Source organism: Agrobacterium sp. H141 (genome assembly GCF_057158725.1).
Genome location: NZ_CM169893.1, coordinates 449898 through 474273 on the forward strand (window position 1 = coordinate 449898; position 24376 = coordinate 474273).

At 55.9% G+C, this 24376-nt stretch carries 24 protein-coding genes; 11 read left to right on the top strand and 13 right to left on the bottom strand.

The features are described from left to right. Window positions 1–168: 168 nt before the first annotated feature. Window positions 169–861 carry a helix-turn-helix domain-containing protein gene (locus tag ACWPM9_RS01915; protein WP_484756565.1) on the bottom strand — a complete coding sequence of 231 codons (693 nt, stop codon included), beginning with the start codon at window positions 859–861 and terminating at the stop codon, window positions 169–171. A gap of 263 nt (window positions 862–1124) precedes the next feature. On the opposite strand from ACWPM9_RS01915, the gene ACWPM9_RS01920 reads away from it, so the two are divergent. Further along, window positions 1125–2324, top strand: coding sequence for an aromatic ring-hydroxylating oxygenase subunit alpha (locus ACWPM9_RS01920; RefSeq protein ID WP_484756566.1), 1200 nt, complete (start codon window positions 1125–1127; stop codon window positions 2322–2324). A gap of 59 nt (window positions 2325–2383) precedes the next feature. Here ACWPM9_RS01920 and ACWPM9_RS01925 read toward each other — a convergent pair whose 3' ends face one another. Next, complete coding sequence (locus tag ACWPM9_RS01925; RefSeq protein WP_484756567.1) at window positions 2384–3787, bottom strand: aminotransferase; 1404 nt, start codon at window positions 3785–3787, stop codon at window positions 2384–2386. A gap of 323 nt (window positions 3788–4110) precedes the next feature. Here ACWPM9_RS01925 and ACWPM9_RS01930 point away from each other — a divergent pair, with 323 nt between their 5' ends. The 4 genes from ACWPM9_RS01930 (at window position 4111) to tnpA (ending at window position 7465) form a co-directional block, all read left to right on the top strand. Continuing rightward, entirely contained in the window at window positions 4111–4935 is an 825-nt protein-coding gene (locus ACWPM9_RS01930; protein WP_428188112.1) for an ABC transporter permease, read from the top strand. Beyond that, window positions 4932–5753 carry an ABC transporter permease gene (locus tag ACWPM9_RS01935; protein WP_484756568.1) on the top strand — a complete coding sequence of 274 codons (822 nt, stop codon included), beginning with the start codon at window positions 4932–4934 and terminating at the stop codon, window positions 5751–5753. Before ACWPM9_RS01930 ends, ACWPM9_RS01935 begins: the two co-directional genes overlap by 4 nt. Before the next feature lie 7 nt (window positions 5754–5760). Then, window positions 5761–6831, top strand: coding sequence for an ABC transporter ATP-binding protein (locus ACWPM9_RS01940; RefSeq protein WP_484757571.1), 1071 nt, complete (start codon window positions 5761–5763; stop codon window positions 6829–6831). 199 nt (window positions 6832–7030) lie between these two features. Further along, window positions 7031–7465, top strand: coding sequence for an IS200/IS605 family transposase (gene tnpA / locus ACWPM9_RS01945; RefSeq protein WP_484756569.1), 435 nt, complete (start codon window positions 7031–7033; stop codon window positions 7463–7465). Window positions 7466–7544: 79 nt separating this feature from the next. Here tnpA and ACWPM9_RS01950 read toward each other — a convergent pair whose 3' ends face one another. From ACWPM9_RS01950 to ACWPM9_RS01960, 3 genes are read right to left on the bottom strand one after another with little or no spacing between them, the layout of a single operon-like run. Next, window positions 7545–8624, bottom strand: coding sequence for an extracellular solute-binding protein (locus tag ACWPM9_RS01950; RefSeq protein WP_484756570.1), 1080 nt, complete (start codon window positions 8622–8624; stop codon window positions 7545–7547). A 12-nt stretch (window positions 8625–8636) separates the two neighbouring features. Next, on the bottom strand, window positions 8637–9314 hold the full coding sequence (locus tag ACWPM9_RS01955) for a TetR family transcriptional regulator C-terminal domain-containing protein (RefSeq protein WP_484757572.1): 678 nt from the start codon (window positions 9312–9314) through the stop codon (window positions 8637–8639). A 29-nt stretch (window positions 9315–9343) separates the two neighbouring features. After that, a complete protein-coding gene (locus tag ACWPM9_RS01960; protein WP_484756571.1) occupies window positions 9344–10141 on the bottom strand; it encodes a class I SAM-dependent methyltransferase in 798 nt (265 codons plus the stop codon). A gap of 274 nt (window positions 10142–10415) precedes the next feature. On the opposite strand from ACWPM9_RS01960, the gene ACWPM9_RS01965 reads away from it, so the two are divergent. Beyond that, complete coding sequence (locus tag ACWPM9_RS01965; protein WP_484756572.1) at window positions 10416–10574, top strand: hypothetical protein; 159 nt, start codon at window positions 10416–10418, stop codon at window positions 10572–10574. Here the strand turns inward: ACWPM9_RS01965 and ACWPM9_RS01970 are convergent. Genes ACWPM9_RS01970 through ACWPM9_RS01985 form a run of 4 tightly spaced genes read right to left on the bottom strand, consistent with a single transcriptional unit; the run spans window position 10571 to window position 14891 of the window. After that, window positions 10571–12190: a 5-guanidino-2-oxopentanoate decarboxylase gene (locus ACWPM9_RS01970; RefSeq protein WP_484756573.1), complete on the bottom strand. Its 1620-nt coding sequence runs from the start codon at window positions 12188–12190 to the stop codon at window positions 10571–10573. The genes ACWPM9_RS01965 and ACWPM9_RS01970 overlap by 4 nt on opposite strands. After that, window positions 12175–13377 (bottom strand): pyridoxal phosphate-dependent aminotransferase, encoded by a 1203-nt coding sequence (locus ACWPM9_RS01975; protein ID WP_484756574.1) that lies wholly within the window; start codon window positions 13375–13377, stop codon window positions 12175–12177. The genes ACWPM9_RS01970 and ACWPM9_RS01975 overlap by 16 nt, the downstream gene beginning before the upstream one ends. Before the next feature lie 18 nt (window positions 13378–13395). After that, window positions 13396–14040 (bottom strand): TetR family transcriptional regulator C-terminal domain-containing protein, encoded by a 645-nt coding sequence (locus ACWPM9_RS01980; RefSeq protein ID WP_484756575.1) that lies wholly within the window; start codon window positions 14038–14040, stop codon window positions 13396–13398. Further along, window positions 14037–14891, bottom strand: coding sequence for a dimethylarginine dimethylaminohydrolase family protein (locus tag ACWPM9_RS01985; protein WP_484757573.1), 855 nt, complete (start codon window positions 14889–14891; stop codon window positions 14037–14039). The genes ACWPM9_RS01980 and ACWPM9_RS01985 overlap by 4 nt, the downstream gene beginning before the upstream one ends. A 225-nt stretch (window positions 14892–15116) precedes the next feature. On the opposite strand from ACWPM9_RS01985, the gene ACWPM9_RS01990 reads away from it, so the two are divergent. The 5 genes from ACWPM9_RS01990 (at window position 15117) to ACWPM9_RS02010 (ending at window position 19492) form a co-directional block, all read left to right on the top strand. After that, window positions 15117–15890 carry an ABC transporter ATP-binding protein gene (locus ACWPM9_RS01990; protein ID WP_484756576.1) on the top strand — a complete coding sequence of 258 codons (774 nt, stop codon included), beginning with the start codon at window positions 15117–15119 and terminating at the stop codon, window positions 15888–15890. 27 nt (window positions 15891–15917) lie between these two features. After that, window positions 15918–16697 (top strand): transporter substrate-binding domain-containing protein, encoded by a 780-nt coding sequence (locus ACWPM9_RS01995; RefSeq protein ID WP_428188120.1) that lies wholly within the window; start codon window positions 15918–15920, stop codon window positions 16695–16697. 80 nt (window positions 16698–16777) lie between these two features. After that, the gene (locus ACWPM9_RS02000) at window positions 16778–17509 is read left to right on the top strand and encodes an ABC transporter permease (protein WP_484756577.1); all 732 of its coding nucleotides are present in this window, start codon (window positions 16778–16780) and stop codon (window positions 17507–17509) included. 2 nt (window positions 17510–17511) lie between these two features. Next, entirely contained in the window at window positions 17512–18327 is an 816-nt protein-coding gene (locus ACWPM9_RS02005) for an ABC transporter permease (protein ID WP_484756578.1), read from the top strand. 1 nt (window position 18328) lies between these two features. Next, window positions 18329–19492: a M20 aminoacylase family protein gene (locus ACWPM9_RS02010; RefSeq protein ID WP_484756579.1), complete on the top strand. Its 1164-nt coding sequence runs from the start codon at window positions 18329–18331 to the stop codon at window positions 19490–19492. A 24-nt stretch (window positions 19493–19516) separates the two neighbouring features. On the opposite strand, the gene ACWPM9_RS02015 is transcribed toward ACWPM9_RS02010, so the two are convergent. From ACWPM9_RS02015 to ACWPM9_RS02030, 4 genes are all read right to left on the bottom strand, one after another. After that, window positions 19517–19795, bottom strand: a complete 279-nt coding sequence (locus ACWPM9_RS02015) for a YrhK family protein (protein WP_484756580.1) — start codon at window positions 19793–19795, stop codon at window positions 19517–19519. 110 nt (window positions 19796–19905) lie between these two features. Continuing rightward, window positions 19906–23106 (bottom strand): efflux RND transporter permease subunit, encoded by a 3201-nt coding sequence (locus ACWPM9_RS02020; protein WP_484756581.1) that lies wholly within the window; start codon window positions 23104–23106, stop codon window positions 19906–19908. Then, window positions 23103–24008 (bottom strand): efflux RND transporter periplasmic adaptor subunit, encoded by a 906-nt coding sequence (locus tag ACWPM9_RS02025; RefSeq protein WP_484756582.1) that lies wholly within the window; start codon window positions 24006–24008, stop codon window positions 23103–23105. Before ACWPM9_RS02025 ends, ACWPM9_RS02020 begins: the two co-directional genes overlap by 4 nt. Window positions 24009–24116: 108 nt before the next feature. After that, window positions 24117–24317, bottom strand: coding sequence for a YgaP family membrane protein (locus ACWPM9_RS02030; RefSeq protein ID WP_428188127.1), 201 nt, complete (start codon window positions 24315–24317; stop codon window positions 24117–24119). Between the last annotated feature and the right edge of the window lie 59 nt (window positions 24318–24376).

Here is a 24376-nt window from a genome sequence, read left to right on the forward strand (position 1 = left end):
GTTAAACGTTGCCGCTCCATACGGGTTCCGTCAGCAGTACCTTGGACATTTCAATTAAAGGCTAGCGGCCTGAAATGTCAAAAAGTCAACTGCATTACAGCCGAACTGAAAAGATGAGCGAACTTCGCAGTCTAGGATGATGTTGGCAATTTTAAGCCATGTGCGGTTTCAGCCTTCTTGTCGGCTCGGATAACTGATGATTGTGAGAAACCGAATTGGCAATTTGACGAGAACTTCGGGACCGTGTCTGGCGTCTGCGTCAAAGAATAAACTGTCGCCTGGCAGCATTAAGTAAAGCTGCTCTCCATGCCGGTATTTCACCTCACCTTCAAGCATGTAGATGAACTCCATGCCCTGATGCTGGAACGCCGGAAAGACATCCGAATCCGCGGTCAAGGTAATGAGGTAAGGCTCGACCTGGACGCCGGGTGTGCTGCTGTTAATGTGGCCAAGCAGGTTGTATTGGTGGCCGGCGCGCGTGCCTCGACGCTCGATTTCTACGCCTTCGCCTGCCTTGACGAAAACTGCATTACGGACTTCTTCGAAGCGTTTGAAAAAGGCCGACAAGGGAACACCCAGCGCGCGCGCCAGGGACTGCAAGGTGGTCAGTGAAGGCGAGGTATTACCGTTTTCGATCTTGGAAAGCATTCCAAGAGAAATTCCGGTGGCGGCGGCAAGGTCAGCACCTGTAATGCCCAGCTTCTTGCGATAGGCTCTGACTTCGTGGCCGATCGCGATTTCCAGGTTGTTCTCCTTGGAATCGCGCAGCGCATGCGGGTCCTGACGTAAAATGGATTTTCCGCCAGTTTCCGCTTCATCGAATTTTGCAAATGCGGGTTCGTCGTCCCGACCTTCGGCCATGGGCTTTCTCCATTTTCACACGCTAAGTCCGATGGCGCTGCCAATCTGGTATAGGGGAGAGGCGATACGCAGCCAAGTCGTGGCGCGCAACAGGCGCGCGCGCGAAAAAGTGGCATTCTATGCCTGTCCAGCCCCTTTTTCAACGGACGGAAGAATAGATGAGAGATAAGAATTGTGAATTCGCATCTCTGTAAGATATTCCAATTGAAGCTTAATTGTGCTTTTATTGAATGAACGTTCAGCAAAATTAAAAGGTCGAGGACATGAATGAAATGCTTCGCGATACCGCCATTCCGAATGATTGGGATAGAAGCGGCTTGCCTGGATGGTGTTACCACAGCGAAGCCTTGCTGGAACTTGAGCGGACGAAGGTGTTTCTGACGCATTGGCAGATTGCGGCTCATGTCAGCGATATTCCGGAGCCTGGCAATTATCATACATTCGATGTTCTGGGCGAACGGGCATTGATCCTCCGGGATGGAGAAGGGCAGGTTCGTGCATTTCACAATGTCTGTCGTCACCGGGGCTCACGCCTTGTGGCCGATGAAACGGGAACGTGTCGCAATGCACTGGTGTGTCCCTTTCATGGCTGGGTTTACAATCTGGATGGCACTTTGCGCGGTGCAGCGCGGCCGAATACATTTCCAGAACTGGACAAGGTCGAATACGGTCTGCCGGCGATCGAGATGGAGATCTGGCAGGGGTTTGTCTTTCTGCGGTTTCGCCCGGGCCCCCAGCCTTCGGTCGCAGAATTGATGGCGCCGGTTGCGGAAGAGTTCGGGCATTACATGGCGGAAAATGTGATGCCTGCAGGCGGGATCTGGACGCAGGAATCCGACGTCAACTGGAAGTCAGTGCGCGATGTCGACAATGAAGGCTATCACGTGGCGATGGCGCATCCTGCACTTCAGGATCTTTACGGCTCCACTTATTATGACGAGCCTTTCGTCAACGGCGTGTCGCGGTCGTTTGCAACATATAATCCGCATGCCGGTCGGCGCTGGAGTGTTCGCCAGTATGTGAATATCTGCGAGGCGCCGCCCCACTTGCCGGAGTATTTGCAGAAGGCCTGGGTCTATTACGGTGTCTTTCCCAACGGGGTTTTTGCCTTCACGCCCGAGACCGTGCAATTTTACCAGGAGTTTCCGGTTTCCACGGGCAAGACCTTGCTGCGCGGAGCGATCTACAAGCTGAAAAATGAAACCAGGCGGCAGAAGCTCGGTCGTTACCTCGCCTATCGTATCGATCGCGACACAATGGAGGAAGATGTTCAACTGACGGTCTGGTCCAACGAGGCGATGCTTTCAGAGAATTTTTCCGGCTTCTTCCTGTCAGATCTCGAATATGGTGTTCGCAGCCATCATGATCATCTGCGCAAGATTCTGCCTGTGGTGAATCTGGCGGAGAGGCCATCCGAAAAGGAAATGGCGTCCGTGAATGAAAAGATGCTGGCGCAAGGCTGACATCGTACATACGGCTAGGATGCTTCAGGGCTGGCGCACGATGTTGCGCCGGCTCGTTGTCAACCCTTCCAAAGACCTTCGCGCACAAGGTCGTCGGCAGTGCGGGATATGCCCTGGCGCAAGATGTCGACCATGGTGTCAATCTGTTCTCTGGTGATGATCAGTGGTGGCGACATGACGCACATGTTGATCAGCGGCCTTACAAGGAGTCCGAGTTCCTGGCAGTGATCATCGATGCGTTTGCCAACAGCGACATCGAGGGTCAGCGGGTTGTTGCTTTCGTGGTCCGCCACGCATTCCACACAGGCCATGAGGCCTTTGCCGCGTACTTCACCCACGAGCGGCAATTCCTCAAGGGTCTTCAAGCTGTTCTGGAAGTAGTCCGAGATCGCGTTGACGTGATCGAGAATGCCGCTTTCTAGAAGCTGCAGATTGGTAAGAGCGACGGCGCAGCCCACCGGGTGGCTGGAATAGGTCAGGCCGTGGGCAAACATGGCATCGGGATGGTTGGAGCGCCTCAGTTCCTCAAACAGTTTTGCTGAGACCATGACGCCACCAAGGGGGAAATAACCGGATGTGACGCCCTTGGCAAAGGTGATCATGTCCGGCTCCACGCCAAACACATCCTTGGAAGCGAAGACCGAGCCTAGACGCCCGAAAGCGGTGACGACTTCGTCGGCAATAAAGAGGATGTCATTGTCGCGGCACAGCTGTGCCATGCGCCCCAGATAGTTTTCAGGTGGCACGATAACGCCGCCTGATGCCTGGATCGGCTCGGCGACAAAGGCGCCAATATTTTCAGCCCCTTCTCGTTCAATCAGGTCACGGAACTCGTCGACGAGAAAGTCCTCGAAAGCCTCGAGGCTTAAGCCTTTCGGACGGCGAAATGGATTGGGGCAGCTCAGGCGGCGGAGAAGATGATCGGCGCCATCCATCCAGTCATGGTCGCGGGGGCGACCATTCAGGGATGCGCTGAGATAGGTCGAGCCGTGATAGGCGCCTTCGCGCGCAACAAGCAGCTTCTTGTCCTGACGGCCGCGAATATTGTTGGCGAACTGCATCAGTCGCAGGGCTGTTTCGACGGCTGACGATCCACCGGTGGTGAAGAAAACATGGTTCAGGTCGCCGGGCGCACGTGTGGCAAGTGCCTCAGCCAGCTCCGTCGATGGTGAACTGCTGGTATACCAGGGGGAATTGTAGGACAGCGACATCGCCTGATCGTGCATCGTTCGGGCGAGAGGTTCGCTGCGGTGGCCAACATTGACGCACCACATGCCGGCAGGGCCATCGATCAGGCGGCGACCGTGGGCATCGTGAACATAGATGCCGTCACCATCTGATAGTGCGCCAAGGCGATCCATGCCGACAGTTCGGGCGACTGGCCAAGGTTGAATGAGGGCTGCGCTATCTGTTGCGGCCTCCGGCATTTCGGTGTTGCGGCCTTGTGCCTGAATTGCTGCCATTTCATTTCGCACGGAATGTCTCCCACGGTATTCATGTTCTGAATTAAATACATGAATTTGCCTATGAAAGAAATATTATTTTGAATGATCGTTCAATCAAGATTTTGAAAAATATCTTGATTTACGTTCGTTTTTGTCATCTTCTTCTTAACCAGAAAATACCGCTATAAAGCGGAAGGGGAACCGATGGCCGATGTGATTGTAGGCCCGCAAACGCTTGTGCAGCGTAAGCGAGGTGCGTCTTGAGCGGCGTGGACGCTCAGGTGCCGGGCGCACGTTCCCGAAGTTGGTTCCGGTCCGACGAGGCGCGGGGGCTGACACTGATGTCGCCACCATTTTTCTACGCACTCGTCCTTCTTCTCGTCCCCATATTCATGGTGCTGCTCTACAGTTTCTGGAGTCAGGACTACCTGACAATAGACCGCACATTCACCCTGAAGAACTATCGGCAGGCCCTTGGTGAGCCGATCTATCAGGATCTTCTGATGCGATCCCTCTACATCTCGCTGCTTGTCAGCCTTGTGACGGTTCTGTTGTCCTATCCCGTGGCGTGGTTCATCTCGTTTCATGGCGGGAAAAACAAGAACATGTGGCTCTTCATTGTCACCATACCGTGCTGGACGAGCTATCTTTTGCGTGTCATGTCGTGGAAGGTCATACTTGGCTATCAAGGCGTTCTGAATACCGGCTTCAAGGAGTTGGGGCTGATCTCGGAGCCGCTGACGTCTCTGCTCTATAATGCCAACGCCGTGATCATCACGCTTACGCATAGCTGGGCACCATTTGCGATCCTGCCGATTTTTGTCTCTCTGGAGAAGATCGACCGGGCTTTGATCGAGGCCGCCAACGACTTGGGTGATCGGGCGATTTCACGCTTTTTCAGGATCGTGCTTCCGCTTTCCATGCCAGGCGTCATATCCGCCTTCCTGATCGTCATGATCCCGACTGTTGGTGATTACGTCACGCCGCAATTGGTTGGCGGCAAGGAGGGCGTCATGATCGCCAGTGCCATCCAGGCCAATTTCGGCAAGGCAGCAAACTGGCCTTTGGGTGCTGCACTATCGGTGACCACAATGGTCATTGTCGTCGCTCTGGCCGCTTTCATCGTGCAGGGCGCGCGCATTTTGGTCAGGTGGGGTTCACGATGAGGCGGCTGACACGGTTCCTTCCCAAGGGCTTGACGATTTACCTGGTCCTCTATCTCGTCTTTCTTTATGGACCAATCCTGCTCATTCCACTGTTTTCATTCAATAATGCTGCGGCAACGAGCTTTCCGCTCGCTGGCTTTACCACCAAATGGTACGCATCGCTGGCGTCCAATTCGGTTTTGATGGATGCGGCCTGGAACAGTCTTGTTGTCGGTATTTCTGTGTCCCTGCTCAGCACCCTATTCGGGATCGCAGCGGCGCGTTCGGTCACGCGCTATGAATTCATCGGCAAGACGCCGATTTTTTCGCTCATCATGGCGCCTCTTTTCCTTCCGGAAATCATTGTCGCCATTTCGCTTTTGATGATCGTGCTTGCCACCGGCCTCGGGCTGTCGCTGTTTACGGTTGTCCTGGGACAGTCGGTATTCTGCATCCCCTATTCGGTATCGGTCCTTGTGTCCGGTTTCGAGGGGTTTGATAGGTCTCTGGAGGAAGCGTCGCATGACCTAGGGGAAACCTCGTTTGGCACGTTTCGCCGCGTAACACTGCCGGTGGTTGCGCCAGCAATCCTGTCCAGTCTCCTTGTGTCCTTCACCATTTCTCTTGATGAATTCATCCTGGCATTCTTCCTCAGCGGAACCGAGCCGACCCTTCCTGTCTATATATGGGGACAGCTTCGATTTGCCGCCAAACTGCCCGCCGTTTTAGCGCTTGGCAGTCTGATGATTTTGGCGTCTATATTCCTCGTTACTCTCGCGGAAGTCTTCCGCCGGCGCTCAGAAGCCCGCAACATGGATCAAGGTTTCATGCATGTCTGAAAATGCGATGATTTCTATAAAAGATGTTTCAAAATTCTACGGTCCCTATCCGGCCGTGAACAAGCTTTCACTTGATATTGCAGCGGGCGAGTTTTTTTCCCTGCTGGGGCCGTCCGGGTGCGGAAAGACCACGCTATTGCGCATGATCGCAGGCTTTGTGGAGCCTAGTCAAGGTGACATCCTGATCGACGGACAGGCGATGACGGATGTCCCGGCAAACCGCCGTCCGACCAATATGGTTTTTCAGAACTATGCAATCTTTCCCCACCTCAATGTTGAAGAGAATGTCGGCTATGGATTGAAGCGTCTCGGTCTCGACAAAAGCGAGATGAAGCGCCGCATTGGCGAGGCGCTTGAACAGGTTCGGCTTGGTCACCTTGGCGGTCGCCGCGCCCACGAACTATCCGGTGGACAACGGCAGCGCGTTGCCTTGGCGCGGGCGCTGGTGATGCGCCCGAAAGTGTTGCTTCTTGATGAGCCGCTTTCGGCGCTGGACAAGAAACTGCGTGAGCAGATGCAGGTCGAGTTGCGCAGCCTGCAGAAGGCTGTCGGCATTACCTTTGTACTGGTGACACATGATCAATATGAAGCTCTCGCCATGTCCGACCGCATTGCGGTGATGTTTGCAGGTGAGTTGGCCCAGGTCGCAACGCCGAAAGATATCTACCAGCGCCCGCGGACCAAGCAGGTTGCTGGTTTCTTAGGGGGTATGAACTTCCTTGATGGCCAGGTGGTGGGAAGCCAGGGCGCGCAGGTGCAAGTGCAGACACCGGTCTTCGGAAACTTGTCATTGTCGAAGCCAGACACGTGGCAGGTCAGCGGCGACAAAGTCACCCTTGGTATGCGCCCCGAGCGCTTGCGACTTCTTTGGGACGAGCGCGCTGCGCTGGAGATCCCCGGCAAGATCGTCGACCGTGAGTATTTCGGAGATACGACCCATCTGACGATCCGGGTCGATGGTTTGCAGGCTCCGCTTTCTATCATCGAGACGAATGATTACGGGGCTGATGATCTGCCCATTGGGGCCGATATTCGCATGACCTACGATCCAGATGCGCTGGTGCTGCTGGCGGAATAGTCCGCCGTTCAAAAAAGCCGGGCGATCATGATCGTCCCGGCCTTTTTAGATTGCCACTCCGGAGACAGCGATGTCTCCGGATTATTGTAATCAAAATAAACCTCCACCTCCGGTGGAGGACTGGACGAGTTCTACATCGTGATTGAGAGACCTTCGTGCTTGGACCGCTATGCTGGCTCAGACATAGAACGGAGGTTCAATGGACGAACGGTCGCAATCACACGCGACGTGGGACTGCAAATACCATGTCGTGTTTTCAAGTAAGTACCGAACGAAACGACTTTACGGGGACGTACGGCGTGAGTTGGGTGACCTATTGCACAGCCTTGCTCGACAAAAGGGCTGCGAGATCCAGGAAGGGCATCTGATGCCTGACCATGTGCATATGTTGATCTCGATCCCGCCGAAGTATTCGGTCTCGCACATTGTCGGCTTTTTGAAGGGCAAGACGGCCCTTTATGTTGCCAACAAATATGCGCGCAAGCGACGCTACAAGGGATATCACTTTTGGGCGCGAGGGTACTTCGTGTCTACGGCTGGCTATGATGAGCAGGTCGTCAGACGTTATATCCGTAATCAGGAAAAGGTCGACAAAGCTTCCGACTTTGCCGACCTCTTTAATCGCAGCTACTAACACATAGCAAAACCGCTTCTAGCGGTTCAAGCGCAGCGTTTCAAACCTCCACCTCTGGTGGAGGTCATGACTTACGTTGTCAGTAGCCTGCTTTGATCTTTTCAAATTCGGCAATCATTTTCTGCCGGATTTCCGATGGCATTGGAGACTGAAACAGGGTGTTGCCGGTGAATTTCTCGACATTGTCGTAGCCTGAACTTTTCAGCGTCGCCTCGTCGATTGCGGCCATGCCTTTGGCATTGCTGTGGCCGTAGCCCCAGGATTCGATCATGTATTTGGATACTGCGGGATCTGTGACTGCGTTGAGGAAATCATAGGCTTTTTCCTCGCTGCCTTCCGCGCCCTTCAAGCGAACATAGCCGCAGACCCAGGTTGATAGGCCTTCGTCGGTGTCTTTGTTGACGTCGACGGGAACGCCGTCGTTTTTAAGCGAGGTCGCCGTATCGTTCCAGGCCCATGCAAGATCGACCTCTCCCGCAGCCATTGCCTGATTGATCTGGGTGTTGTCTGTCCAGTAGAAGCGAACGTTCTTGTGAACCTGACGCAGAAAATCCGAGGCTTGCTTGAACTGATCGTCGGTCATGGCTGTCCAGTCCTTTAGCCCGATTGCCAGGCTCGCCAGTGCGTAGGCATCATCGACATTGTCGCCAATCGTGACGCGATCCTTGAATTGCGGGTCGGCAAATGCTTTCAGAGACTGAACATCCTCTGCTTTGACCTTGTCGGTGCGGTAGGTCAGCAGCGTGTTGCCCCAGTCGAATGGAATAAGCCAGGCTGTTCCATCTGCTGACGTCATCAGGTCTTTCATAGACTTCAGACCCGGTAGAATTTCTTCCCAATTGTTCAGTTTTGAGGGATCGAGGGGCTCCAGCAGACCGGCGTCACGCCACTTTACGACGCTCTGTGAGCAGGGATGGGCCAGATCGGCCTTGAAGCCCGACCGAAGTTTTTGAAAGGCTTCTTCTTCATCGCCGAAAAATGCGAAGTCGGGTTCGCCGTATTTTTCCGTATAGGCTGGGTGCAGTTCAGGATCTTCGTAACCGGACCAGTCGAATACGGTCAGCGTGTCCGCCGCCTGCGCCAACGTGGCAGTTGATGACATCAAGCCTGCGAGCAGGAGGGAAGCCGTAAATTGCATTGTCTTCACGCGAGATGCCATGCTGTTCTCCTTTTATGTCACCGGTACTCGTTCTTTCGGTCCGGCGCTGTTGAAATGCCTTGGAAATACACTGATGAGATAGTCAATTGCGGCGCTATGGGCTCTCTCCCGCGTCACGCCATCGCCCATCATCAACCGCAGCCACAGTCCCTCCATCATGGAGCACAGCGCCAACGCTGACAGTTCGGGGTCGAATTCATAACCACCTTGATTTTTCAACGAGATGCAGAGCGCGACGAAGGTATCCTGATAGCGCTTGTCATTTGCTCCGCAGAGGGACTGGTAAGTGGGGCGTGATTTGGCTTCTCCCCAGAACGCGCACCAGGCAGCAAGTTTGCGCTTTGTGCAGATCTTGCGGTCGAAGTCTGCGGCCACGAGCGCCCAAATGCCTTTGGCGGCGTCGGGACCTGCTTTTTCAAGCGCTGTCTGCCAATGATTGGCGTATTCGTCAGCCATGTATTGCAGCGTTGCGACGAGAAGCTTTTCCTTGCTCTCGAAATGGAAATTGACGATGCCACGAGAGAGGCCTGCGCCATCCGCAACATCGGCAAGTGTCGTTTCTGAATAGCCACGTTTCGCAAGAGAATCGATCGTAGCCTCGATCAACTGAAGCTGACGGGTTTGCCGTGAGGCTTTGCGTCCGCGCTTTTCGGCGTCTTCTGCCGCTGGAACATTCATGTGAACCGCCATGTTACCGGTCTTCAGACGTAGCGGAGACTTCATCGGGAAATCTCCGGCTTTTTCGCCCGAATATGTGTGGGACAATGCTCGCCACTATCGAGCACCTTTTGCATGGCTGTCCATGTACGAATGTTCTTTTGAACAAAAGACTGGCCGACTGCGTCAATGGCGGCATTATAGAGCCCGCTTTGCATGCGGTTGAGTTCTCTGCGAGCCTCATCGCGATACCACACATTGCGGTTGAAAGTCAGGATGTTTTGGAAGCCGGCACCTTCCATAGCTCTCACATATCGCGCAGGCGAAGCCATTCCAAAACTCAAGCCTTCGGCTTGGAGATAGGCCTGCATATCGGGCGAGGGCGTGTGATCATGCGCGATCATCCAGTCGGAGGCTGCAATGGTTCCACCGGGCATCAGAACGCGAAAAATCTCGCTGAACAGTGCCTCCTTGTCCGAGATGTGGACCATCGCGTCCTTTGAGAATACGAGGTCGAAACTGGCATCGGCAAAGGGCAGTCGTCCAGGATCGGCTTGCACGAATTCGACCTGGTCGCCAAGATTGGCTTCGTTTGCACGACGCCTGGCGCTTGCGATGCAGGGTTCCTCGACATCGAAGCCGGTTACTGACGCCGGGCCGAATTCTCGCGCCAGGTGGAGCGTTATGCCACCCGAACCGCAGCCGAGATCGAGTACGGATTTGCCGCGTAGGTCAATGCCCTCGAGAATACGCGCAACTTCGGGTGGTCCACCCGGAGACAGGAAGCCGTCGCCCCACACGAGTTCAAGGAAGCGCATATGCACTTCATCATATTCCGGTTCGCGATGTGCCATATCCATGCTCAACTACCCGGTCGTAGGTTCGCTTCATGCGGACCTGCCCTTGAAGAGTAGCCAAGTGTCGATGAAAATCAATGGACTTGCTGAATATTCATTCAATATGGTAGAATAACCGTATGGTAAATAATGATTTTCTTTGTGTTTCACATTCATTTGAGTGATGAAGATGCCAGCGAATGACGGCGACCAAGCAACAGAGTCGAGCGACCCATGGGTCTTGATCAATACGCCGATGGGGGAGACCTGGTCAGGCCGAACACGCTACGCGGCCGCAATGAGTTTATACGCGGCAGGCGAGATGAATGCCGAGACACTTGAGGTCTATCGTATCTGTTCGCGGCTCGATGACGAGAACCCGATCGAAGTTTTGCGCCGATGGAATACAGGCGCTGACTGGATCGCTCGTTTTGTAGAGCGATCCAGCAAAGGCTAAGACTGGCCAGCGTCCGGATGCACCAGTCGTTCGTGCATCTCTATGACAAAGGGGCCGGATTTGCCTGCCGCTTCCTTAAGCGCCGCGGGCAGGTCCTCGATTGATGCAAGATGCTTGCCGGGGATGCCGTAGGCGGCGGCAATCATGGCAAAGTCGGGCGCAGATGGTTTTACGCCTTCGGGTTGGATGCCGCATTCAATCATGTACTTCTCAATCTCGCCGTAACCGTCATTGTTCCATACGAGAAAGATGACGTTGGCGCCGCAATCCTTGGCGGAGCCGATCTCGGACAAGGCGAACTGGAAACCGCCGTCGCCAACGAGGCAGATGACGGGCGTATCGGGCTCGGCAATGGCCGCGCCGATTGCTGCTGGTGGCCCGTATCCAAGGGCGCCATAGCCTGTTGCAGCATTGAACCAGCCATTTGGGCGGTCTGCTTCGTAGTACAGATTTCCAGCGTAAACGGCCTGGGTGGAGTCGCCGACGATAATCGTCCCCGGCAAGGTCTCGCGTATCAATTCGAGCAGAGCCACCTCACGTTCAACTCTCTCTCCCAGTTCGGTGCGGGCGTCTGTCCTGGTCTTTTCAGCACGTGCAGTTGCTCCGTTAATGGAGCGGGCCTCATCCAGAAGGGCCAGAAGGTCGGTCACGAAATTCTCCGAGGTCGAATGGAGACTTCGAGCAGGGAAGGGTCCGCGTGCCAGTTGTTCGGGGTCTATATCGACCCGCACAAGGTTACCAAGAGCAGGGAAGCCCTTGTCGGCAAACATGTCATAGTCCGTCTGCCCCATCTGGGTGCCAAGGGCGATGACCAGATCGGCATCGGCGATCAGACTGCGAACGGATTTCAGGCTCGGGCTTGCCGGCACCGACAGGGAATGGTTGGCCATGATGCCGCGTGCATTTGTCGTGGTCACGACAGGTGCATCCAGACGTTCAGCCAAGACCCTTATTTCCGGGGCTGCCGATACCGCACCGCCGCCGCACAGAATGACGGGCTTTCGGGCCGCCCGGCATTGCTCGGCGACTTCCATCATCTTCTCTGTTTCCGCACGTGGCCGGCCCGGTCTTGTCACTGACGTCGCGCGATGAGAAATCGGCTCGGCCATGACATCTGTCGGAATTTCGATGTGCACCGGGCCCGGACGCGATGAGCCGAGGATCGCGAATGCCCTATCCATGACGGAAGGTAGATCATTTGGGTCCAGGAGGGTGTGCGACATCAGAGCAAGCGTTGCCATCATGGCCTGCTGGTTTGGCAGCTCATGGAGTTGGCCGCGTCCGTGACCGAGGGTGGCCCGAGCATTCACGCCGGAAATGACCAGCATCGGTACGGAATCCTGATAGGCCTGCGCCATGGCCGTGATCGTGTTGGTCAGGCCTGGCCCCGTGATCACGAGGCACACGCCCGGCTTGCCGCTGACGCGGGCGTAGCCATCAGCCATGAAGCCTGCGCCTTGCTCGTGACGTGGTGTGATATGCTGGATCCGGGATGCAGCAAGGCCCCGGTAGAGTTCGACGGTATGAACGCCAGGAATGCCAAACACGACATCGACGCCATAGGCCTCAAGTATCGAGATCAGCGTTTCGCCAACAGTCTTCATTTTGTCGCCCATTTGCGTTCTTCCCTGGTTGAGGCCAATTCGCCTGCAAGCTCGATCATGCGGGTCGTTGCTTCTTGAAGCGTTTCGTCCGAGACGGTCAGTGAAACGCGGATGAAATTTTGTGCCTGATCGCCAAATGACGTTCCGGGCATCACGGCGACCAGTTTCTCGTCCAGCAGTTTCGTTGCAAACTGCTGGCCGTTCAATCCGGTTGCCGACACATCGATCAGCATGAACATGCCGGCTTCTGGCATGACGGGGTTAAGGTGAGGAAATTTGTTCAGCGCATCGCAGGCCTCTTTGGCGCGCCGCCCGTAGCGTTCACGCATTCCGGTAGAGGTGTCGAATGAGCCTGATACGGCCATTGCTGTCATGTCGGCGATAAAAGGTTGGACGCCAAAGAGCATGGTTTCCGACACTGCCAGCAGCCTGTCGCAGAATTCGACAGGTCCTGCGGCCCATCCGGATCGGAAGCCCGGTGCCGCATGGGATTTTGAAATGGACGAGACTGCGATCGTTCTGTCGGCGAGGTCGGGGCGATCGAAAGGCGACGCGAACGGCTTTCCGAAGATCAACTCTTCATAGACTTCATCGCATACGATCCATAGATCGTGTGCCTTGCACACTTCTCCGATTGCCTGGATTTCTTCGTTGCTGAGCACAGCGCCTGTCGGATTATGCGGCGTGTTGAGCAGCAGCACGCGGGAGTGCGGCGTGACTGCTTTTTCGAGATCGTCTGTCTGAAGATGAAATGCGTGTTCCGGGCGAAGCGGAACAGGCACTATTCCTGCCCCGGTTGCGGCGATCACGCCTTCATATGTTGCATAATAGGGGTCGCCGACAAGCACGTCGTCGCCTGCTTCTACCAATCCCAGCATAACGGCGAAGAGTGCGGTCTGGGTCCCGGGAAAGCAGAGGATGTTACGCTCGGTAACGCCGGCGCGTCGCTTGGCGTATTTGTCCGTCAGCGCCTTGACGACAGCACTTTCGCCACGCCCATTGGAATAGCGTGTGCGGCCGGCATGCATGGCGCGGTTTGCTTCTGCCAGCAATGCGCTATCCGGGGGCACATCCGGTTCGCCAATCGTCAGCTCGATCACCTGGAGGCCGCGCGCAGCCATTTCGCGGGCCTTGATATGAACAGCCCATTTTCCGGAGCCAAGATCAGCAAGGCGATCTGTGATGGATGCATAGCGCATGAGATTGTTCTCCGCTTGTCAGGATTCGTTGTTGTCTTTGCCCAGACTGATGCCGCCGAGCAGTGCTTCGACGGATCGCAAGGCAATTTTCGGCAAGGCCGTGTCGTCGAACAAGTCGCCGGCAAGCGTTCCCTCAAGCCATAATCCATCGATCAGGCCGTTGATCGCGATTGCATATTCATGGCACTCGGCCCTGGGCGTGGGGCGACCGCTGTCGTTGAGGACTTCTTCGATCAGATCTTCGAGGGCTTTGAGGAAAGACAGATAGTTTTGCCGATGAATGTCGGCAAAGCCCGGATCCACACGCACGTGGCTGATGAAGGCTGCCCAGAGAGACAATGTCCGGGGGTCCGTCACAGGTGGACTGACATTGGCGACGATGAATTTTCTCAGTCTTGTCCGAGCATCTCCAGTGGCAGGATCGGCGGCGGCAATGACGGCCCCGTTCATGGTTGCTATGGTTTCGATGTAGGCGGCTTCCACCATCTGGTTCTTGCTGGTGAAGTAGTGGCGGATGAGCCCACCCGTCACGCCTGCTCTTGCAGCAATCTGGCGCACGGTGGCACCCTGAAGACCGGTTTCGGCGATGCAATCCAATGTGGCCCGGATGAGATCTTCCCGGCGCTCGGCTTCGCTTGCTCTATGGAAAGGCCGCCTGTTCAAGACGCCCGCCGCCAGATGGGTCGGGTCAGGCAGGTCGGGCCACCTTCACAGGCGATGCAGAGAGCATCCGCTGTGAACGTCTTGATCGTGCAGCCTGCGGCTTTCATTGCCGCCTGCGTACCGGGAAAGCCTTCCAGCATGATGATTTCACGCGGCGCGGTGGGCAAAACGTTAAGGTTCAGGCCACCGCTGCGATAAAATTCGTCTGCGGGCGCGACGACCAGTTTGATGCCGCGCTCCTTGAGCAGGAAATAGAAGGCCGCGGGCAGGAGTGGTGCGTGGACCAGTGCCAGATCACGCGCCAATGGGCTGATGACGGACATCAGGTGCAGACACGCCTCTTCTCCCTGCCAAAGAGGAAGATCAAAGCCGAAGACGTCTACTCCATGCGGCGCCAGCAGCTTAGAGAGCTGTTCGATCCCTGCCTGGTTCGAGCGAACGCCACGTCCAACGACCAAAGTCTTTTCATCGACCCAAACGCAGTCTCCACCTTCGATGCTGCCGGGAGCCTCGATGCGTCCAAGGATCGGGATGCCAGCGGATTTATAGGCCGCTTCGTGGAGGTTTGGCTCTTCCATGCGCAGCGGTTTTCCCATGCGGAGAATGATCGCCCCGTGATTGCTCATCAGTGACGGGTCATGGGTGAACATGGCATCGGCATAGCCGTCGCCTGTGTCTTCAATCCACTGGATGTCAGCGCCGGATTCGGCAACGAGTTTGGCGAATTGCTGGTATTGTCCGATCGCCTTTTCGGCGTCGAATGTGGGTCCATAATGCCATTTTGCAGCATCCGCTCCAAGCAGGCTTGGACCCGGCTTGCGCATCAGGACGCGCTCGAGCTTGCCTGACATTTCCTGTGACCCGAATTCCATTCCCGTGCTCCTTAAGGTGAGGGCCGGAAATGCATGCCGGCATCAATATTTGGTTATTATACGCTTGAATAATTACTGTACAAGTGCAAAACTCTGCATCAAGTCAACGGGCGCAGAGGTCAGCAGCGCACCGTACAAGGGTCAAAAAAGCTGGCGGGAACAGGTTCCGGTGCATCTCCGGTTTTCCGGACAATGGCGGTAGGTATGGCAGAGTCGGCGCAAGCCATCGAAGTGCGTGATCTTCATAAGAGGTTTGGACCGCTTGAGGTTCTCAAGGGTGTTTCACTCAATGCCCGCCAAGGCGATGTGATCGCCATCATCGGAGGCTCCGGCTCCGGAAAGTCCACCTTCCTGCGCTGCATCAACATGCTTGAATTGCCGACCGCCGGATCCGTCTCCATCCATGGTGAAGCGATCACGATGAAGAAGGACGGTCATGGCGGTTTGATGCCGACTGACCGTCGTCAGGTGCAACGTCTCCGCAGCCAGCTTGGCATGGTGTTTCAGAACTTCAATCTATGGCAGCACATGACGGTCATGCAGAATGTCATCGAGGTGCCGATTCATGTTCTGGGCCTGAAGAAGGACGAGGCGATTGAAATTGCCGAGGCACTGCTTCGCCGTGTCGGTCTTTATGAAAAGCGGGATGCCTATCCGGCATTTCTTTCCGGCGGGCAGCAGCAGCGCGTGGCGATTGCCCGTGCGCTCGCCATTCAGCCATTGGTCATGCTGTTCGATGAGCCGACATCGGCGCTGGATCCCGAACTGGTCGGAGAAGTACTTTCCGTTATCGGGGATCTCGCCCGCGAGAAGCGGACGATGATCCTGGTGACCCACGAAATGGCATTTGCACGCGATGTTTCAAACCATGTCGTGTTTTTGCATAACGGTATGATCGAAGAGCAGGGCCCACCGGAACAGCTTTTCGGGTCGCCAAAATCCGAGCGGTTGAAGAAATTCATCAGCTCGATCCACTAAATCCACAAACAATAACAGGGGAATATCATGAAACATTTTGCAAAAATCGCACTGCTTGCTGCGACCGTCGCCACAGCGGGTTTTACGTCGGCATATGCCGAGGAAGTGAAAGTCGGTGTTGCGGCTGAGCCCTATCCGCCTTTCACATCGCCGGATGCGTCGGGTAAATGGGTTGGCTGGGAAGTCGAGTTCATGGATGCGATTTGTGCCGAGGCGAAGCTTGACTGTGTCATCACGCCCGTGGCCTGGGACGGTATCATTCCGGCACTGACGTCAGGCAAGATCGACATGATCATCGGTTCGATGTCGATCACGGAAGAGCGCCTGAAGACCATCGACTTCTCTGACAAGTATTACAACACGCCAACGGGCATTGTGGGTCCGAAGGATATGGATTTTGACGCGACGCCCGAGGGGCTGAAGGGCAAGATCCTGGGTGTCCAGGTCTCTACCGTGCACCAGGACTATGCGATGAAGCATTTCGGCGATACTGCTGCCGAGATCAAGGAATACCAGACGCAGGACGAAGCCAACCAGGATCTGGCAGCTGGTCGTCTTGATGCCGTTCAGGCCGATGCGATAGCACTTGATGCTTTCCTGAAATCGGATGCCGGTTCTTGCTGCGAACTGAAGGGCGTCGTCGCAGACGATCCGGCCATTCTGGGTGCAGGCGTTGGCGTCGGTCTTCGCAAGGGTGAGACCGAGCTGAAGGACAAGATCAACGCGGCGATCAAGGCGATCCGTGCAAACGGGACCTATGACACCTTCTCCAAGAAGTATTTCGACTTCGATATCTACGGCGGCTGATATCCGTTCAATTTGACATGCAGGCCGCGCGAGAGGATCGTGGCGGCCTGCTTTCCATTTAATGAACGGGGACAAGGCAGATGGCAGCCAGCGCTGGCGGCTTCTTCAATTTTGATCTTCTGGCATTTTCGCCGCCCGGCTGGGGCGGGGTTTTGCTGACAGGATTTCTGCATTCCATTCAGTTGGCCGTTGGCGGCTATGGCTTGGGAATACTCATCGGGATCGGTGGTGCCTTCGGCAAACTTTACGGTGGCCCGATACTGCGCGACCTGATGGAGATCTATACAACGATCATTCGGGCGGTGCCCGAACTCGTCTTGATCCTGCTTCTCTACTACGCCGGAACGGATGCTCTGAATTCGTTGCTGGTGCTTGTCGGGCTTCCTCGTGTTGATATCAGCGGACTTGTCGCTGGCATTTTCGTTATCGGCATCGTGCAAGGTGCCTATTCGGTCGAAGTCTTACGCGGCGCGATCAATGCGGTGCCGCCCGGCCAGATCGAGGCTGCGCGTGCCTATGGTATGTCTCCGCTGAAGATCATGTTGCGGATCACGCTTCCGGCCATGTTGCCCTATGCGATCCCGGGACTCGCCAATCTGTGGATGATTGCCACCAAGGACACCGCTCTTCTTGCCGTGGTCGGCTTCAGCGAATTGACGCTTGTGACGCGTCAGGCTGCGGGCAGTACGAAGGCCTATATGCTGTTTTATCTGGCCGCTGGTGTTCTCTATCTTGCTTTGACATTGCTATCCAATGTCATGATCGGTGTCATCGAGCGACGTGCACGCCGCGGCATGGCGGAGACGGCTTGATCATGAGCGATACCTCCCCCGGAATGCCAGCCTATATCGCGCCGAGGAAGCGCGGCCTTTTCGAGCCGCATCGCCTGCTATTGATGGCGATTTTTGCAGCAATCGTTTTTGCTGCCATCTGGTATATGCGCTGGGATTGGATAGCTGACTATAAAGGGCAGTTGCTGGACGGCATATGGCGGACGCTTGTGTTGCTGTTTACCACTGCGTTTGTCGGCTTCGCCCTGGCTGTTCCAATCGGACTGGTGCAGGTTACCGGACCTGGACTGCTGGCCTGGGTCGCCAAGGGTTTCTGTACCGTTATCCGCGGCACCCCGTTGCTGCTCCAGCTTTGGTTGCTCTATTACGGTTTGGGATCTGTCTTCGCACAATATCCTGAAATACGAACCTCAGCACTGTGGCCATACCTCAGGCAGGCTTGGCCCTATGGCTTTGCAGCGCTTACATTGTCCTTCGCGGCCTATGAGGGCGAAGTGATGCGCGGTGCTTTTGCCGGTGTTCCCAAGGGGGAGCTTGAAGCGGCCAGAGCCTTTGGGATGAGCAGGTTTACGGTGTTTCGCCGTATCTGGTTGCCAAGGGCAATTCAACGCGCGCTGCCGACCTTGAATGGCGAGGCCGTTTTGCAGCTGAAGGCCACCCCGCTTGTTGCCACCATCACTGTCATCGACGTTTACGCGGTAATTTCGAAAGTGCGTCAATCCACTTATCTGACCTATGAACCGCTCCTTCTTCTGGCGGTGATCTATATGCTCTTGACGGGCGCACTGGTGTTGGTGTTCCGCTATTTCGAGAACAAGATTCCAACCCGTGGTGCCTGACATGACCGTCCAATTTTCCAATTATATGCCCGAAGTCGTGGCCACACGCCGCTACCTTCACCAGATCCCTGAACTGGGCCTTTCCGAGTTCAGGACGTCTGATTACGTGGCCGAGCAGTTGACCGCGATGGGCTATGATATCACCCGCGGACTGGCCAAGACGGGGATCGTCGCGACCTTGAAAAATGGCACGAGCGCAAGGACGATCGGCCTTCGCGCTGATTTTGATGCGCTGCCTATTCTGGAAGAGACGGGCGTTGAATACGCCAGCACGAATGCCGGCGTCATGCATGCCTGCGGCCATGATGGGCACACAGCCATGCTGCTTGGCGCAGCCAAGATTCTGGCGGAACGGAAGAATTTCGACGGGACCGTGCATTTGATCTTTCAGCCGGCGGAAGAGAATTTCGGCGGTGCCAACCTGATGATTGAGGATGGGCTTTTCGAGCGCTTCCCCTGCGATGCCGTATTTGGTCTTCATAACGAGCCTGCTATCCCCTTCGGGCATTTTGCCTTCAGGGAAGGGCCGATCATGGCGTCCGTCGATGAATGCAGGATCACAGTCGTTGGTCGGGGTGGACATGGTGCCGAGCCTCAGGTGGCATCGGACCCGATCGTAGCTGGCGCCAGCATCATCATGGCGCTTCAGACCATCGTGTCGCGCAACATCCATCCGCTCAAATCAGCTGTCGTCACTGTGGGTGCCTTCAATGGTGGTATTGCCAGCAATGTCATCCCGGAACGGGTTGCGATGGATCTGACCATTCGCGCGCTCGACAGCGATGTTCGTGATGAATTGGAAAGGCGTATATGTGCGATTGCCGAAGGGCAGGCGGCAAGCTACGGGATGTCCGTGGAGCTCAAATATGATCGTGGTTACCCGCCAACGGTGAACCACAAGGCCGAAACCGATTATGTGCGCGAACTGGCAAAGCGTTTTGCCGGTGAAGACAAGGTTTACGACATGGTGCATCCGACCATGGGTGCCGAGGACTTCGCCTATATGCTGGAAAAGGTGCCGGGCACCTATTTCTTCCTCGGGACGGCGAAGACCGAAGATGATCCACCGCTCCACCATCCCCGTTACGATTTCAACGACGATATCCTGCCGATTGGCACGGCATTCTGGGTTGAACTGGTGGAAGACCGGCTCGCCGCATCCTGATGGCCCTGGCTTTGCAGGTTTGGTTTACCGTTTGTGGCCCGCGAGATCGTCGAAATCTCCGATAAGGAGATAGTGCAATTCGCGGGTGATTTTGATGGTTGGTTTCATCGCAAAGCAGATGGAGCCGATGACGAAACACCAGGTCGCCGAATATTGGGTACTTTCACTGAAGAAGAGCACTGAGCCTATGGTGAAAAGCACGGCTGCAGCGAAGTCCACCAGCGTGTGGGCCAGCTCATAAGCGGCATAAAGCTTGCGGTTGGTGCGGGTTATCGTGGCAGTTTCGGGTTGGAAAATCTTCATTCTTGGCCTCCAGTGGTTCTTGCCAGTTGATAACGGCAGAGGAACCGTTTGGAAACACTTAGCCCCCGCGGTTATGCGGGCGGCTGCTTCGTTCGCCAGTCGATTATCAATCAGGTTCGCAATATGCGGTAAATCGCGGGAATGACCAGCACCGTTAGTAGTGTTGAGGATGCAAGGCCGAACAGTAGCGAGATGGCAAGGCCCTGAAAGATCGGATCGGTCAGGATGACCGCTGCACCAATCATTGCCGCCAGCGCCGTCAGGAGGATCGGTTTAAAGCGGATAGCCCCGGCTTCAATCAGAACCTCGGTCAGCGGGCGATCAGGTGATGCAGCGTGACGGATGAAATCGACCAGAAGGATAGAGTTTCGCACGATGATCCCGGCAAGCGCAATGAACCCGATCATGGATGTAGCGGTGAACGGTGCGCCAAAGATCCAATGGCCACCTAATATGCCGATGAAGGTGAGCGGGATTGGGGTGAGGATCACCAGCGGCAGCTTGAACGAACCGAATTGGGCCACCACGAGGATATAGATCCCGAGAAGAGCGATCATGAAGGCTGCCCCCATATCCCGGAATGTAACCCAGGTCACTTCCCATTCGCCATCCCACAGCAAGACCGGCTTGCTCTGATCCGACGGCTGGCCGTGCAGAGCGATCTCGGGCTTTTGCGCGCCCGTCCAATCCATCTTGTCGAGCGCGTCCCGGACTGCGAGCATGCCATATAGTGGTGCTTCGAAGTCTCCTGCGAGTTCTGCCGTCACCATTTCCGCAAAACGTCCGTTGTGTCGGAAGATTGGGTATGACGCGCGTTCTTCCCTCACCTGGACTACATCACCGAGTTCGACCACGGATCGGGATCCGGGAAGAAGATTGGCCGGGATAGGGGTCGCCAGGAAGCGTTCATCCAACACCTTTTCGGCTTTTGGTAGGCGGATCTCGATCGGAATCGGTGCTCTGCCGCCGCCGCGATGGGAATAGCCGATTACTGTCTCGCCGTTCAGGATAGACAAGGTATCAAAGACATCGCTTTCCTCAACGCCAAAGAAATCCAGATCATCGGTGGAGATGGTGGCCCGCAGCCGTCTTGCGGGTCGACCGTAGCTGTCATCGACGTCAACGATGAAGGGTACGGATTTGAATGCCTGCTTCACTTTTTCTGCCGTGGCACGTCTTGTGTCTGCGTCGGGGCCATAGACCTCTGCCAGAAGCGTTGCCATGACGGGAGGGCCGGGCGGTGGCTCTACGACCTTGATTGATGTACCCTCAGGTGCTCTCACCTTTGCAAGGATGCGGTGGCGCAGGTCGAGTGCGATCGCGTGGCTGGTGCGGTCACGCTCGCCTTTTGGCGTCAGTTTGATCTGGACGTCGCCCATCTCGGGTGATGAGCGAAGATAAGCATGGCGCACGAGGCCGTTGAAGTTGAACGGGGCTGCAGATGCGGCATGGGTCTGGAGGGAGATGACTTCGGGTGTCTGCAAAACGACCCGGGCAACATCTTGCGCCACGGCGTCCGTCGCCTCGACTGACGAACCTTCCGGCAGATCAATCGTCACCTGCAGCTCGGCCTTGTTATCGAAAGGCAGCAGCTTGACGGTGACATCCTTTGTATAAAACAGCGACAGAGATCCAAGTGTAGCAATCCCGACCAGAGCCAGGAAAATCCAGCTGTTGCGCTTAGACGCCAAAATGGGACGCGCAACGGCTGAATAGCCCTTGCCGAGTGTCCCTCCAGACGCATGATGCGCATCGGTGTGAAGCTTTGCCTTGCCGGCCATCTTCAGCATCAGCCACGGGGTTACGATGACCGCGACGAAGAAGGAAAATATCATCGCTGCTGAAGCGTTGGCGGGGATGGGGCTCATATAAGGTCCCATCATGCCCGAGACGAACATCATCGGCAGTAGAGCGACGACAACGGTCAGTGTTGCGACAATGGTTGGATTGCCGACTTCGGCGACGGCATCGATTGCCGCTTCGCGCCTGTCCTTGCCGTCGTCATAGCCCCAATGCCTTGCAATGTTTTCAATGACGACGATTGCATCGTCGACCAGAATGCCGATGGAAAAGATGAGAGCGAACAGGGATACACGGTTGAGCGTATAGCCCATGATATTTGCGGCAAACAGCGTCAGGAGGATCGTCATGGGGATGACAATGGCAACGACCATGGCTTCCCGACGCCCTATCGCGATCCAGACCAGCGCAATGATCGAAATGGTGGCTAGACCCAGATGGAAGAGTAGCTCGTTGGCTTTTTCATTGGCGGTTTCGCCGTAGTTACGCGTGACTTCGACTGCCATTGACCCTGGAATGAGATCGCCCTTCAGTGTCTCGACACGTTGCAGGATCTGGTCTGCCACCAGGACAGCGTTTGATCCGGCACGTTTGGCGATGGCCAGTGTCACCGCCGGCACGCGCCTGATCTTGCCACCCTGTTCACGTGTGACCGTCGACACGCGTGCTTCAGACGTGTCGGCGGTAAACGATACATCGGCGACATCGCGAACATAGACGGGGCGATTGTCGCGGGAGGTCAGGAGCAGATTGCCGATGTCGGAGGGCGTTGACAGGGTTTCGCCGGCGATAACTTCGATCTGTTGGCCCTTGTCGCGCACCAGCCCCGTCGGGAACGAGCGGTTTGCCGCCGTGACCTTGCCAGACAGTTGTTGAAGCGTGATGCCATAAAGGGCGAGTTTTTCGGTATCCGGTGCCACGCGGATGGCGGCACCCGTCTCGCCCACGAGATAGCTCAAGCCGACATTATCGATCTTGGTCAGTTCAACACGCAGTGCGCGGGCAATTCGGGTCAAGTCATTGGCCGTTACGCCGGCGCCCGTCTGATCTGACGGGGTCAGTGTCAGTGATACGATGGCGACATCGTCGATGGTGCGGCCAATGATCATCGGTTCCGGTATGCCGACGGGAATGCGTGCGATGTTGGCTGCTATCTTGTCGTGCACGCGCAGCACTGCGGTATCGGCAGAGGTGCCGACGACGAAGCGAGCGGTGACCATGACCTGATCGTCCGCCGTTTGTGAATAAACGTGCTCGACATCGTTGATGCCTTTGACGATTGTTTCCAGAGGTTCGGTGACGAGCTTGACGGCGTCCTCCGCTTTCAGCCCGTCTGCGCGCACGACGATATCGACCATCGGCACGGATATTTGCGGTTCTTCCTCTCGCGGCAATGTCATCAGCGCGACAAGCCCGAGAGCAAATGCTGCGAGCAGAAACAGTGGCGTGAGCGGCGAGGCGATGAAGAACTTCGTCAGCGAGCCCGCTATGCCAAGGTTATGTTGTTTCATGGCGTGATGACCTCGTCACCCGCCGAGAGACCGGTCAGGACCTCGACAACAAGCATATGGTCGAGCATCCACGGTTTCGATGTTACCACAGCGCGCGCGACCGTCTGGTCTCCAAGCTTTATCGATACGTAGTCGATGCCGAAGCGACTGGTAATTGCAGCTTCCGGTACCAGCAGTGTTTCGCGCTTGCCGACGGGCACGCGCACCAGCAGCCGATGGTTGACGAAGGTCGTTAGCATATCCTCGACTTCTACATCGGCAATCACGCGACCATTGTCGATCTCGGGATAGATTTTAGCCAGGCGGCCCTGTGTCGTGTGTCCGTTGCCGTCATCAATTTCGATATTCGCATCTTTTTCAAGAAGGTCTGCGTGACGTTCGGGGACAGCCAGACGCAGGAAGAAACCGCCGCCGCCGATTGTTGCCACAGTCTCGCCAGCCATGATGACGGCATTGCGTGTGACTGGTACGGTCAAGACCCTGCCGGTCGTCGGTGCCAGAACGATACCTTCCCTGGTCTGTTCTGCAACGAGTGCCCGTTGCGCCTGGGTGGCCGTGATCTGATTGCTGACAACATCCACCTGGGTGCGCAGCGAATCCAGTCTCTGCGCCGTGGTGACGCCGCGGATCAGCAATTCGTCTCCGCGTTTCAATTCAGAGCGGGCATTTTCCAGTGAGGCCTTCAGTCCGGATAACTGGGCGTCGATCGCCGCGATCTGGAAGTCGATCTTGTCATCCTTTATGGTCGCAATCACGTCCCCCGTATGCACCTCATCGCCTTCGGTGACTTTGAGTTCGACAACGATGCCACCAATTCTGGCGCGCGCCGGTACGCTGTCGCGTGCTTCCACCCGGCCGTAGACAGCCTTCCATACGGGCACTGTCGTCTGTTCAAGGCGCATCGCTTGAGCATTTGCAATGCTGAAGGAAGCCAACAACACAAGGGCGGCGGTCAGGGAGCGCGCGGATCGCATGCCATGCATCAGTCTATTCCTTCAGACGGTCGTGTTTCAGAATGCGTTGCCGGTGCGGGCGCCGAGCTTCTTGAATATCATCGCGGCAGGGCAAAAGCCGGTGAATGCCGATTGCAACAGGTTTGCGCCGACGAAGACTGTCAGCCAGACGAAGAGCGGGTGTACGAAGGCGGTCAGTGCGATGGACAGCAGAACCATGAAGCCGGCAAAGGCGAGTACCATACGATCGACAGACATATTTATCTCCAGCAAAATAACTACAAATATTCGTATATACGTTATTTAAATTATTGCAA